Source organism: Paraburkholderia haematera, assembly GCF_905220975.1.
GTDB classification, from domain to species: domain Bacteria; phylum Pseudomonadota; class Gammaproteobacteria; order Burkholderiales; family Burkholderiaceae; genus Paraburkholderia; species Paraburkholderia haematera.
The window spans coordinates 41,064-53,764 of record NZ_CAJNBK010000011.1; the positions used below are offsets into that span (position 1 = coordinate 41,064).

The window sequence follows — 12,701 nt, forward strand, 5'->3', positions numbered from 1 at the left end:
AGGCAGTCCCGGGATTGAAAAGCCTCGAATCACGTGACTTGCCGTTTGAGAACGCGGACCAGCGTGCCGAGCGTGTGCATCAATTCAGGCGACAATTCTGTGTCGGCTATCGCGTCGGGCGTCGCGCCGGCGCCTTCGAGAAAGGCCTTGATGAGCGCGGCGGGCTCTATCGATGATTCTTCTGCCGGCGTCGAGGGCGGGGCGGAATGGACAGGCAGCGCGAAGGGCTCCCGCAACTTGACCGGTCCGTCGTTGCGGAGGGTGTTTTCTGTATGAAATCTTCCGCTGTAGTCCGGTACGGCTGTTCGCATGACGCGGGCGGGTGCTTCGTGCGTTTCGCCAAAGGCGTCCCGATACGCGGCGGGCTGGTTTGGGGATGCAGGCAGCGAGGGTGATTCCGCGGGAGGCGAAGCCGCGGCCTCCAGCTCGGTCGGCTCCGGCGTCTGCGCACTATCCGGTGGCGACGCAATCTTCAAACGCAGGTGGCCGCCGAACTCCGGCACGTTGTCGCGGATTGCATTGCCCGGCGAGCGATCGGGTTGCAGCGCCGTGAAGCCGTTGCTGGGAGGCGCCTCCACCAGGTCGGCGAATAACCCCCCGTTGGCCGATTTGTTCCAGCCCGCGTCGTTCCAGCCCGAGTCGGCCGTTGTTGGGCCAGGCATGCCGAATAGCGCAAGTGGGTCGAGCGGCGTATCGAGAAGGTCGTGGAGGCTGGTGGATAGGGCTGCACCGCTCAGCGGATCGGCGGGATGGCCGGCCAATAGGGCTGCGCCGCTCAGCGGATCGGCGGAATGGCCGGCGGGCAGCGACTTCGTGTGCAGCGACTTCTGCAGAAGATCGGGACCAGCGGCGGCTGGAGATGATCCAAACGATGACCCAATCGGGCAAGCCGCGTCGGCCGGTGGACTCCAGCCTGGCGTCAAAGCACTCGCCTCGGTCTGCAGGATGCACGCACCGATATTGAGGATATCGCCGGCGTTCAGGCTGGCCTGCGCGCCCGGCGCGAGCATCTTGCCGTTAAGCGCAATTGCGGCATGTTCGCTCGTGTTCAGCAGTTGCCAACCGCCCGCGAGCGCCTGTACGGCCGCGTGGCGTGGCGCCACCACGCCGTCGTCGTCGGGCAGGACCAAGGTGTTGCCGGCGTCGCGGCCGATCGTCCCGCCGGATGCGTCGAAGACTGCGCTCGCGCCACTTGCGAGCGCTTTGCCGTGACAGGCAATGAGGGTCAATTTGAGGCTGAAGGAGGGCACGAAGAGAGGCTCCTGATGGCAAGCGGCGCTCATGACGGACACGAAAATGCGTTCATTTGCGCCAGCTGGAATGGGTTATAGCTGTTGCTGGCGGTGACGCGCAGCGCCAGCGTTTTTCCGTTGACGTCGAAACTCGCGACAAAGCTCTCGGGCGCCGCGCCCGGCGTGATGCGCGCCTTGTCAAACAGGCGGTGCAAAGCCCACGGGCCGTGGGTTTGCAGGCTGTTGCTGCCGCTTTGCGTATTGACCAGCAAGCTGACCAGATTGGCGCCGCCCGCGTTGGGCCACTTCACGGTCGCCGGGATCTGCGGGCCGTGTGCATAGCGGATTGTCTGGCCATCGACGTCCAGCACGTACTGCGTGATGCCGGGATCCATTTCGAGCGGCGTCAATTCGATTTGCAGCGACGGCGCCATCGCGTTGCCGGGGAAGAACACGGTGCGGATCGTATCGGCGTTCTGAAACGAGCCGGCAAGGCGCGCATCGCCCGGCGCGCCGCCGGCCGCGTCACCCCTGAAGGTCCAGCGGCTACGGCTGACGTCGATTTGCGAGGCCAGGTTCTTCTGAAAGAAGCTGTCCATCAATCCGCCGGCGGCGAACAGCCTCGCAAAATCGTCGAGCGCGACGTCGCGAGGCGAGCCGCGCTCGAATGGGTAGCGCCCGGCGATCATGTGCCGGCATTGGCGGCCGATGCCGCCTTGCGCGTCCTGTGCGATGTTGGCCCGTGCGGCGCCGCTGACCTGCGCTGAACCGGTTTGCGACAGATCGCTGAACATCTTGCGCAGGGGCATGGGCAGGCGCCCCGCGTCCGCCTGGAGTCTGTTGAATACATCCGTTTGCGGAGGCGTGTTGCCGCTGCTTAACGCAGCGCTCGCGGAGCTCAGATAGCTGTAGAACTCGTCGATCACCCGCAGGTTGCTGTCGAGCGGCCCGCCTGCGGTCGAGGCCGCCAGACGTCTCAGCGGTTCGAAATGTTCGTCGACGATGGCTTCGGGTTTGTCGTCGCCGGAGGGCGGCGGCGCGCCGCGTGCACCGCTGCCGAACAACGCAGTGAGCGATTGCCTTGCTTCGCCGATGCGCTTTTGCAATCTGTTTGCAGTCGGCTCCTGCACCGCGCCCGCGCGCAGTAGATTCGTCTCATTCGCCGCGACCAGCAGAAATTGTCTGAGCGGCGAATCGGGCGCCGACAGTGTGCGTGCGATCTGCATGCTCTGTGCAATGGACGTGCTGTCCATCAAGGCCAGATCGTTGAGGTAGCTGTCCCAGACATCGATGTAGTCATTGAAATAGGCGCGTCTGATTTCCCGGGCGAGGCGTGCGCTGTCGCTCGTGGCGTTTGCAGGGATGCCTAGCACCCATGGATCTTCGTCCTTGAGTTTCGCGGCGGCGCCGTCCACGCGTTTTTCAAAAGTGTTCCAGTAGCCATGGTAGGTGTACAGGCTGCTGACGCCGTCGGTGAGCGGCCTGCCGCTTCGACGTCTGAAGACGAGCGCGGCCTGGGGACCGCCGGCGCTCGCGACGCTGACCGGCGCGCCTTGCATCGTCGCCAATAGTTCGCGGCGGAGCTGGTGGTAAGCACGCAGCGCGGGCGAAGCGTGTCCGAGACGTTCGCGCACGCTTTCCACCAGCGGCGCATTGCGCGCGAACGGCGAAGCGACCCTGCGCGACTCGAACAGATTGGCGATGTGCGCTTCGAGTCGTGCGCGCTCGTCCTGCGTCGTATTCGACGGCAACGCCTGCTCGGTATCGAGGATTAGCCATGCCGCGAGGAAGCCGGCGTCGTATCGCGTCGCGTCGTGGAGCATCAGATAGGCTTTCAACGCATCGTACGAATACTCGAGGTCGGTGACCGGTGCATCGGCGAGTATCGATTCGATGCGGGCAGCCGCCTGCGGCAACAGTTTTTCGTCGAGCGCACGATGATAGACGGCCTCGCCTGCATCGCTGATTCGTTTGCCTTGATACAAGCCCAGCCCATACCGCCACAGCGGTGGCGCGTCGACATCGAATTGCTCGCTGTGCGGCAGGCTGTGCAACGCATCGAGCATCGGCGAAAGCGGGGCCACGGCGTCCGGATGGGATACGACGGGCCGGTTGGCGTACAGATTGAAGGCGGCCACATGCGCATTCACTTCGTCGAGATAGGCGCGGTTGTTCAGATAGCTGATCGTCCAGCCGGTGAGGAGCGCCAGCAGAACGCCGCCGGTCAAGGTAGCCACTGCGGCGTGTGCCATCAGGCGGCGGCGTCGCAACGCGCGGCTCACGCCGGCAAATCCTGCGTCGGCGAATACGGCGTCTTGCAGCAGTTGTTTCAGAAAGTAGCTTTGGCTGTGTTTCGGCGCGACGCGTGCCGGCGGCGCAGCCGCCATCTGCAATTGCTGTCGGATCGGCGTTAGCACACCGTCGATTGCCGGGCCGCTCTGCAGCGCGCTGGTGAAGTAGATGCCGCGCGCCACCAGGTTGGTTTCCAGGCGCGACGGCCGAAATAGCGCCACGAGGAAGTCGTCCAACGTTTCCTTGAGGCTCGCGAACTGCTGCGGAAACAGATAGGCGAGTGCACGGCTGTCGGGATCGGGATCCGCGATCAGCACATCGTGCAAGGCGGCGTTCAGCCGCTGCGCCAAACGGTCGAACGCGCCGCCGGGGGCAAAACCGGCGGCGTCGCTCGATGCCGGGTCACCCGCCGCAAAGGTCGTGCCCCATACCTGCGCGCGACCGTCGCGGTTAAGGCCGGAAAAGTACTCGGTAAAGCCGCTGATGCGGTCCATCCGGGTGAAGCATAGATAGACCGGCACGCGGACGTCGAACTTGGCCTGCATCAATTGCAACGGCTTGCGCAGCCGCGTCGCGTAGGCTGCCCGATCGGACTCGCTCATCGCCAGCAGTTCGTCGACGCCGACCATCAACAACGCGCCGTTGACGGGCTGGCGCGGCCGGTATTTGCGCAACAGCCCCAGCAGCTCGCCCCATTCGGCGCCGCGCCGTGCGTCGGCGTCGGCCGCTTCCAGATAGTGACCGGGCGTATCGACGAGCACGGCATGGTTGCTGAACCACCACTCGCAGTGGGGCGTCGGTTCAATGCGGCCGCTGGCGGCGCGCGCGGCTTGTTCTGCGATCGACAGTTCAAGTCCGCTATTGGCGAGCGCCGTGGTTTTGCCCGAACCGGCGCTGCCAACTACGAGATACCACGGCAGCCGGTAGACATACTGACCAGTGAGTCTGTCCAGCCACGCGGCAAAGCGGCCTGTGGGGGCGCCCGCGTGACGCAACAGGTGCAGCGCCTCGCGAAAGCGGGCACGCAGTTCAGCAAGCGGTTCGGTGCGGTCGTCGGAGGCAGGGTGGTCGGGCTGGCTAGCCTTGCGTCGGCGCAAAAGCTTGCGCAGATCCTCACTGTCCGCGTGTTGTCGCCAACGCCAGGCAAACCTTGCCCACCAGACGAATAACAGGAACGCGATCAGCACGAGGCGTGAGATGTCGCTTTCCAGCGGCCGCAGTTCTCCGATCGATAGCAATGGCCCGATCATCCAGATCAGTGCGGCGATGACGATCACGCCCACCAACAGCCATAACGCCCTGGACCACAGAAGTCCCCACAAACGCTTTAAAGAATTCATCGGTTGGTCGCTTGCGAAAAGTCCTGTCTGCTTGCAGCGCCGTGAAACAGCACGATTTCCACTCGCCGATTGTGGGCGCGGCCTGCGGCCGTGCGGTTGGTGTCGACCGGCTGTTCGTCGCCGCGCCCCGCTACGGTGAGCGCACGGGTTTTGTCGAAGCCCGCTGCGAGGAGCGATTGCCTGACCGCGGCGGCGCGGGCTTGCGAGAGCGCGAGGTTCGATGCGAATCGCCGGTCGCGGATCGGCTGGTTATCCGTATAGCCGGTAATCACCACATCTGAGCGAAGCCGGCTCAGGACCCCGGCGACACGCGCGAGCACGGGCAGGTAAGCGTCATTGGCGGTGGCCGAGCCGGAATCGAACAGGCCGTCGCCGCGCAGCGCGATCACACTGCGATCCGCATCTTCGCGCACGACAAGCGAGCCGCTGCGTATGTCTGCGTCGAGCAGGCGGGTAAGGTTGACGGGCGGCGCGGCGGCCGCGCGAAACTCGCTTTCCGGAAGATGAATCGCGTTGATCGCCGCGTAGGTTCGATCGGCTTGTGCGTTGGATGCCAGCAGGAAGCCGATGAAACTCGCGCAGCCGATCAGGCCGGCGAACAGCAACCACGTCCACGGCGGCAACCAGCGGCGCGCGCTGAACCCCTGCGTGCGGTCGGCGGCACGCCAATCTGGCGACAGGGGTTGTGCATAACCGCCGCCCGTTTCGTGAAGCAGTTTATGCAGCCGGCGCGTGAGCGTTTCAAGCTGCGCAGCGCCGTTCTGAACCACGCGATAGCGTCCCTGGAAACCCAGCATGAGGCAGAGGTACTGAAGCTCGATGATGTCGCGATGTTCGCGAGGACTGCCCGACAAGCGCGCGAGCAGCTGGAAGAACTTCTCACCGCCCCAGGTTTCGTTATGAAACGCGACCAGCAGGCTGTGCGTCGACCATGCGCTGCCGCCGCTCCACGGCGCGAGTGCTGCGGCTTCGTCGAGGGCCGTGCACAGGCAATAGCGCGCACCGACGATGGTTTCGATGGCGACGGCCGCCTGCTGCGCGCGCGCCTGGAAACACCTGATTTCATCGACCAGATATTCGCGCAGCCGCTCCGGCGTCAACGTCGTGCTGGTGCGGATCTGCGTAAGCGTAGCGAGCAGCGGATTTGCTGCGGCGACGAGCGGGTTGCCGGCGCTAGAGGTTTGTTGGTTTGTCCGCATAGGCTCAGCCGCGAATGGCCCAAAACTCCATCGTCAGGCCCGGCAGATCGCCGGCGACGTGCAAAGCGAGGCCGCTGGATTTCTCCAGTTGCTTCCAGAGTTCGCCGCTCGTATCCAGTTCGAAGTAATGGCGGCCGGCGTGATACGGAATCTGTCGCGGCGCGACCGGGAGCAGGCGCAGCGCAATGCCGGGAAGATGCAGATTGACCAGATCGGCCAGCCGCTCGGCGGGCCCGATCTTGACCTGCGCGGGATAGCGCGTGCGCATGGTCTCGGCGGGGAGATCGGCGTGTACCGACAGCACGAAGCCGGCGCTGCGAATCAGTTCGGAGCTCGGAATCCGTGCAACCCACACGCGATGCGCGCGCTCCTCCAATTCGATCGCAACGGCGTTCTGTTCGAGTACCGTCGACAACGCCCGCCGCAATTCAACCATCAACGGTGCGAAACTGCCTTGCAGATCGTCGTGCCGGTAGTCAGGACGGACCGTCGGCCGGCGCTCGCTGCTCGTGTAAGTGCAGAGATCGAACGCGAGCCGCAGCCATTGACGAAAGAGCTGCTCGGGATGCACGTGGCCGAACGCCTGGGCATGCGAAGTATCGGCTTGAGCGCGGTTGATCAGCGCCAGCAGCAGAAAGTCGCTGACCTCGGCGACGCCGCCGCGCCCTGGGCGTGACAGACGCTGTGCCAGCGCGTCGCCGCGCTGTTCAAGCAGGCCATGCAGTTCGCTGAGGTAATGGCCGAGCACCGAATGCTGTCCGGCTATCAGCATCGGCGGGATGTATTGCTTGTCGAGCACCAGATGGTTATCGCTGCGCCGCTCCACCACCCGCAGCAGGCCGAGCGCCTGCCATTCGCTGCGCAGTTCGGACGCGAGTACCAGCTTCAGGCGCGCCCGGGCGATCTGCACGGTTGCGGGTCCCAGCGCGACCGCATTGCTGTCGGCGATTTCGCGCGTGTGTGCGCTGTACCGGGCGAGCGATTCGACCTGTTCTTCGAAGATCGTGTCTTCGCCGTCCGCACGACGGATTGGCAACGCGAGCACGACGAGCTCGTCTTTTGCGTGAGCGGGGATGTCGAGTGGCGCGGGCAGGTTGTCGGGACCGCTCAGAAGGAAGGGCGTACCGTCTGGGAATACGCCTTGCGCCGTCGACAACGCGACCTTGCCCAACGTGAGCGCACCGGGATCGATATCGAGACTCAGAAACCCCCAGAATGCCCCCTGCAATCCGAGGCTGCGCTGTTGGACATAGTCTTCGATGTAACGCTCGAACTGCTGGAAATGCTGCGGTCGCAGGTACATGCCTTCCGACCAGACGACTTTGCTGCGGGATGCGCCCGAGTCTTTCTGCGGCAAATATGAGTGCTTCATCAATGTGTCCGATTCATGGTTCTGACCACCAGGCCGCCTTCGCCCAGTTCCACTCGCATGGCGACCCGCGATGACGCGAACGGCCAGAACGAAAAGAAACCGCGGTCCGCGTCGGCTGGCGGCGCGAAAGTGGCCTTCCAGACGTATTTGTTCAATTCCCGATAGCCGGCGACCACGCCGAATTGCCGGACGGCCGGATCGTCCGGCTTCGAGATCAACTTGCGCTCACCAGGTAACAGGATCAACTGCTCAAGCGACACGAGGTCGTCGCCCAAGGCCGTCCTCGCGTGGTCCTGCAAGGAGGAGAAGCTGCTCGCTTCGAATGCGGCCGTCGACTTCAGGCTGTAGATGCCGACGAGAATCGGCGAAGGCAGTCCGCGGCTGTCCGGATTGACTCGCGAACTGGCGTGGAGATAAACATCGCAAGAAGTTTCCGCTGTCTTTGGCGTCGCTACGCAGCCAGCCGCCAGGATCGCCGGAGTCAGCGCAAGCAACACGCGCCGTCGTGTATGGATCATGCGTGGCTCATCCGTGTATCACCCGGCCAGATTCAGAATATGCGTCTGGCTCGGCGAGGTGCCCGTGCCCTGCGCATTCGTCGAGTTCTGCTGGGTCGGGTCGGTCATGCGGGTGGTCGGCATGCCGTGCAGCAGCACGGTGTTGGCGCCGTTGATGTTGCGTGACGTCGAGCAGACGGTGCCTGACATGACACCCCCCATCGAGCCGGGCGCGTCGCCACTGGTGACGGGAATGACGGTCGCCAGATTGTGGGCGGGGGCTGCGGCGATCAGGATGTTGCTGACGTTGGGAATCGCCTGCGGACGTTGCGCCGTGTTGCCGTACGCAACCGGCACGCCGAGTGGGGGTGTCAGGTTGACGCTGATGGCGCCGTTGGCGCCGTTGGCGCTCGAGTTGACCATGACCATGAGGTTCTCCTAGCCGAGATGAATTTGCTGGGCGTCGATCTTCGACAGACGTTCGGCAGTCAGCAGTGCATGCTTGCCATGCAGCCGGACGCTCTCGTCGGCGGCGTAGTCGATATGCGCCGCGCGCAGATGGTCGACGGCCTCGATCGTGCGAAAGCTCGTCTTGCTGATCTGCACGACGCGGTCGAATACGGATTCGAGGGTCTTGCCGATCAGGCGCAGCGCGCCGAATCGTCCTTGCAGTTCGCCGCCGTGGAACGACGCTGTGTCGGCGGTGAGTTCCGCTTCGTTGGCCGCCAGTTCGAGCCGGCTGCCGTGCAATTGCAGTTCGCGTTCGCCATGCAGATGAATGTGCTGCGCGGCCCGAAGCCGGACGCTGCAGGTCGATTCCAGCAGCAGGTCGCCGTCGATGCGAATGCGTGCGCCGCCTGTGGCAGACCGTTCGAAGATCGCCAGCACGTACGCGTGTTCGGGATCGGCATGGCTGACCAGCACACGATCGCCCGGCTCCGGCGCGACCAGGCAACTGAAGGCGCGGCGGCATGGCCGCCTGGCGCCGCCGTACTCCACCAGCAAGCTGTCCTCCTCGAGGATCGCAAGCACGGTGCCGAGGGTTTCGCCGGCCGCTGTGGGTGAGGGTCTTCTCAATTCGGCTACGGTCGAATTCATGGCGACTCCGTGGTTCATGTGTGCAGTCAGTGGGTATCCCGTTGTGCGGACCAGGCTTCAGCCGCGCGTAATGCCGTGTCGTTGCCGATCACGCCGGCGCGCCCTTGCCAGGCTGCGTCACCGGCGCCGCGGCGGGCGTCGGCGTCGGCATGGCAAATCCGGGTTCGCTCGAACCGCGCCTCGTGGAAGTCCGCGCCGGCGAGTTCGGCATACGACAGATCGGCGCCTTCGAGGCGCGCTCGAATGAAACGTGATTGGCGAGCGTCGGCGCGCTGGAACATGGCGCCGGATAGATTCGCCGCGGTGAAATCCGTCTCCCGGACCCGCGCTTCGACCCAGATGCTGTCAGGAAAGCGGCCGCCACGGCACTGCGCGCCGCTGACATTCGCGCCGAAAAAGTTGGCGAGCGGCGCGTCGACATCGTCCAGCACAGCGGCTTCGAGCGTGGCGCCCTGGAAGTTGCATTGCGCCAGCTTCGCAGACGTGAAGTCGACGTGGCGCAGATCGGTGTCGATGAACTGGCAACGGTTCAGTGTGTGCCCGCGAAGCGCTTGCCGCGCCAGATTCGATTCGGTGAATACCGTGCTGTCAAACTGTGTCCGCGCGAAACTCACCTCGCGCAAATCCAGTCGATAGAAAAGGCTTTTGCGGATGCCCGCCGCCGAGAAATCGGCGCCGGGCATGGGCGTCTCGTCGAAGACACCGAACTCGATATCCGCGGCATCGAACCGGCAGCCGCTCAGATCGCATTTCAGAAAAGCGAGCCGTGCCGCCCGTATGGCTGAAAAGCGCGTACCGCCGGCGCGCGTCTGGAGCATTCGGCAATCGTCGAGCGTGCTGTCGAGGAAGCTTGCATGATGCAGTTCGCACGTCAGGAAGGCGCTTTTCGACAGGTCCGCACCCGCCAGATCGACGTCGATGAACGTGCACGCGTCGAACACGCATTCGCCAAGCGTTGCCTGCGCGAGCCGTGTGCCGTTGAAGGTGACGTTTGCAAAGATTGCGCCTGAAAGATCGCATTGCTCCAGCGCGAGCGGCCCGAGCGACTGCTTCTCGATGATTTCGCCATGGTGGATCATTTGCTGAAGTTGTTCGCGCGTGAGACTCATGCCGACCTCGACAACGGACAAAGGACGGTTTGCTCGAGATACGCACCGTCAAGCTGGGTGCCGCGATCCATCGACGTTTCCGCGAGATTGGCGCGGAACAGGTTGGCTTCGCGCAAGTTTGTGCCGCGAAGATTCGCACGCCTCAAATAGCCGCCGATCAGGTCGGCGCGCGCCAGATTGGCGGCGCTTAAATCGGTGCGCACCATGTAGCCGTTATCGAGCTTCACACCTTGCAGATTGGCGGCTTCCAGACACGCATCGGAAAAATCGCACTGGCTGATTCGGGCACCGCTGAAATTGGCGCGCTGTGCGCTCACCTGACGCAAATTGACTTCCGTAAGCCGCGCTTGCGTAAAGTCCGCATCGGTTAGCACGCTGTCTTTCACGAAGCAGGCTTTGCGCAAACTGGCGCGATCGAAATGGACACCCTTGGCGTCGGTTTCGACGAATCCCAGCCCGACGATGTCAGCCTCCGTAAAGCTGGCTCGTTCGAGACGGCACTGTATGAAGGCCAGTTTGCGGATATGCGCCTGGTTGAAACTGACGTCGTGGAAAGTCTGCTCCATGAACACCAGATCGGCCAGCTTAGCTTCGTTGAAATCGACCGCGTCGAAGCGGCAATGTCTGAATTGAGCGCGGTGTATCGACGCTCGCGGCAAGCGGCAGCGCAGAAAATGCGTGTGCTCGAACAGACTGCGATCGAGTGTGGCTTCGCTGAAGTCGGTGTCCTCACACTGTGCGAGCGACAGATTGGCCTGAGTCAACTGCGCGCGCGCGAAGCGTGCACGAAGCAGCGTCGCGCGTACCAGCACGGCGCTCGTCAGCGTGGCTTCGCTGAAATCGGCGCCGGTCAGGTTTGCGCTTTCCAGCAGCACGCCCGACAGTTGCGCGCCGCGCAGATTCATCCCGCTCAGATCCGCGCCGGTCAGGTCGAGGCCGGCCAGCGATTCGCCATTGGCATACATGGCCGCGACGCGCCGGCGTGCGGTATCCGCTGCCGCCGGATCGAGTCGCGGCGCAGCGTCCTGATAGTGAGCGGCGTGCAGGTACGCCTCGCGCAGTTTGTGGTCGGCGGCGCGCGCCATTTCGAGCAGCGCCGGCTGCTCGGTACGTGCGAGGCATGCGCTCGTGATAGAGGACGGCGGCGGTCCGCGTCGAGCCGGTGCCATTGAGAGCGACGCGGCATGCTTTGCTTCGATCTGCTGGCGCATTGTTTCGAGGGTGGCGCGCTGTTCTTCCGCCTGCTGTTCCTGCTGCTGAACGAACTCCGCCAATTCGTCGAGCCGGGGTGGGCGCTTCGGCTCGGCCGCTGTGGCGATAGCATCGAGCGCGAGTTGGGCGGCCGGGCCGTGCGCCGACGCCGCGGCCTGTTCGGCTCGCAGTTGGGCGCGGCGCAGAAGATTGCGCTGCACGGCGCTCTGCGATGGCGCGTGGGTGGTTTCATCTTCCCCGCCGGCGTGCACGAGCATCGACACGGGCACGAGGTCTCGATCGCGCAACGCGTGTAACGCGCCGCGTTTGCTATCCATGCGCAGGTCGAAAACGCGCCGGTAATCCATGGCGGACAGCGGCTGCTCGTTCAGTTCCGCTCCGATCATCAAACAGGCGATGTCTTGCGCATCGAATTCTTCGACTTCGGCCGCGCCATGGAAAATCATCACGACTCGCTCCCGATGAGGGATGAACCATGCCGTGGTCAGACGCATCGGGACCTCGGCGAGTGCGTCTTCGCGTTGACGTTGCACGAAGCAGCGGGCGCGCAACGCTGGCAACCTGCCGGCGATTACGGCGCGCTCGGGGTGCATGTGCGTGATTTCATAGGCGGCGCCGTCGGGCAGGGCCGTATACGCCGATAACTGCTGATCCAGCGGCGCGACGTTGAAATAGCGATGGTCTATCGTGCGGGGGAAGCCGGGGCAATCCGCTTCGCGCCATGGCTGGTCGAATTGGCCAAGGAGCGCGCTGCGTGGCGGCCAGTCCGGCGCGATCGGTGTAAAGCTGGCTGGCTCGATGCGCTGTTCGCGCCGGTGGATCAGATCTGCCGCATATTCGATATTGGGCAGTAGCCGCGGCGTCGCGCGATCGCCAGATGCGGTCGCGAATCCCCGTCCGCGCGGATTGTCCGCATAGCCTGCGCCACCGTAGGCGAGCGGCCAGTCGATCGGCAGGGACTCGAACGGTTCAGCGGCCGTGGCCTCGTCTCCCGCCCGGCTCATGCCGCCGGTCCAGTAGCGGTCGCCTGAGACCCGCAACTGCTTGTCGATGCCCGCGAAGCGGATGCCGACGTGGCACACATGGGAGCGTCCGCAGTACTTGCCGTAGGCATGCCCGGAGACGAGGAATTCGGCATGCGGCTTCGGCAATGCCGCATCCAGCGTGTAGCCTGACAGCGCGTCACCGACCGTGTCCCATAGTTCCGTTTCGCCCACCAGTCGCGGTGTTTCGCCGAGCGTCGCCATCATCGGAATGGCGATGCCGAGATATTCGCGGCCATCCGACCGGTAAGCGCGGGTCAGAATGCCGAGTGGCGTGGGTTTGATGATTTTCAATTGGATTCGCGCG

Annotated in this window: 9 protein-coding genes; all 9 read right to left on the bottom strand. The window is 64.1% G+C overall.

Annotated features, from left to right (window positions below):
• Window positions 1-29: 29 nt before the first annotated feature.
• The 9 genes from KHO23_RS19845 to KHO23_RS19885 are packed head-to-tail and all read right to left on the bottom strand — an operon-like array spanning window position 30 to window position 12,688.
• On the bottom strand, window positions 30-1,250 hold the full coding sequence (locus KHO23_RS19845; protein ID WP_211612964.1) for an FHA domain-containing protein: 1,221 nt from the start codon (window positions 1,248-1,250) through the stop codon (window positions 30-32).
• A gap of 29 nt (window positions 1,251-1,279) precedes the next feature.
• Window positions 1,280-4,864, bottom strand: a complete 3,585-nt coding sequence (gene tssM, locus KHO23_RS19850) for a type VI secretion system membrane subunit TssM (RefSeq protein ID WP_211612965.1) — start codon at window positions 4,862-4,864, stop codon at window positions 1,280-1,282.
• Window positions 4,861-6,063, bottom strand: coding sequence for a type VI secretion system protein TssL, long form (gene tssL / locus KHO23_RS19855; RefSeq protein WP_211612966.1), 1,203 nt, complete (start codon window positions 6,061-6,063; stop codon window positions 4,861-4,863). Before tssL ends, tssM begins: the two co-directional genes overlap by 4 nt.
• Window positions 6,064-6,067: 4 nt before the next feature.
• Entirely contained in the window at window positions 6,068-7,435 is a 1,368-nt protein-coding gene (tssK, locus tag KHO23_RS19860) for a type VI secretion system baseplate subunit TssK (protein WP_211612967.1), read from the bottom strand.
• Window positions 7,435-7,953: a type VI secretion system lipoprotein TssJ gene (gene tssJ / locus KHO23_RS19865; protein ID WP_211612968.1), complete on the bottom strand. Its 519-nt coding sequence runs from the start codon at window positions 7,951-7,953 to the stop codon at window positions 7,435-7,437. Before tssJ ends, tssK begins: the two co-directional genes overlap by 1 nt.
• Before the next feature lie 18 nt (window positions 7,954-7,971).
• Window positions 7,972-8,361: a DUF4150 domain-containing protein gene (locus tag KHO23_RS19870; protein WP_211612969.1), complete on the bottom strand. Its 390-nt coding sequence runs from the start codon at window positions 8,359-8,361 to the stop codon at window positions 7,972-7,974.
• Window positions 8,362-8,370: 9 nt separating this feature from the next.
• Entirely contained in the window at window positions 8,371-9,030 is a 660-nt protein-coding gene (locus KHO23_RS19875) for a DUF3540 domain-containing protein (RefSeq protein ID WP_211612970.1), read from the bottom strand.
• Window positions 9,031-9,056: 26 nt separating this feature from the next.
• Window positions 9,057-10,139: a pentapeptide repeat-containing protein gene (locus tag KHO23_RS19880; RefSeq protein WP_211612971.1), complete on the bottom strand. Its 1,083-nt coding sequence runs from the start codon at window positions 10,137-10,139 to the stop codon at window positions 9,057-9,059.
• Complete coding sequence (locus tag KHO23_RS19885) at window positions 10,136-12,688, bottom strand: DUF2169 family type VI secretion system accessory protein (RefSeq protein ID WP_211612972.1); 2,553 nt, start codon at window positions 12,686-12,688, stop codon at window positions 10,136-10,138. The genes KHO23_RS19880 and KHO23_RS19885 overlap by 4 nt, the downstream gene beginning before the upstream one ends.
• Between the last annotated feature and the right edge of the window lie 13 nt (window positions 12,689-12,701).

What these genes read in the sequence shown, in the direction of transcription:
- KHO23_RS19870 (WP_211612969.1), bottom strand. Translation starts at nt 8,361, where the DNA reads ATGGTCATGGTCAACTCGAGCGCCAACGGCGCCAACGGCGCCATCAGC.
- tssM (WP_211612965.1), bottom strand. Translation starts at nt 4,864, where the DNA reads ATGAATTCTTTAAAGCGTTTGTGGGGACTTCTGTGGTCCAGGGCGTTA.
- tssJ (WP_211612968.1), bottom strand. Translation starts at nt 7,953, where the DNA reads ATGATCCATACACGACGGCGCGTGTTGCTTGCGCTGACTCCGGCGATC.
- KHO23_RS19875 (WP_211612970.1), bottom strand. Translation starts at nt 9,030, where the DNA reads ATGAATTCGACCGTAGCCGAATTGAGAAGACCCTCACCCACAGCGGCC.
- tssK (WP_211612967.1), bottom strand. Translation starts at nt 7,435, where the DNA reads ATGAAGCACTCATATTTGCCGCAGAAAGACTCGGGCGCATCCCGCAGC.
- KHO23_RS19880 (WP_211612971.1), bottom strand. Translation starts at nt 10,139, where the DNA reads ATGAGTCTCACGCGCGAACAACTTCAGCAAATGATCCACCATGGCGAA.
- tssL (WP_211612966.1), bottom strand. Translation starts at nt 6,063, where the DNA reads ATGCGGACAAACCAACAAACCTCTAGCGCCGGCAACCCGCTCGTCGCC.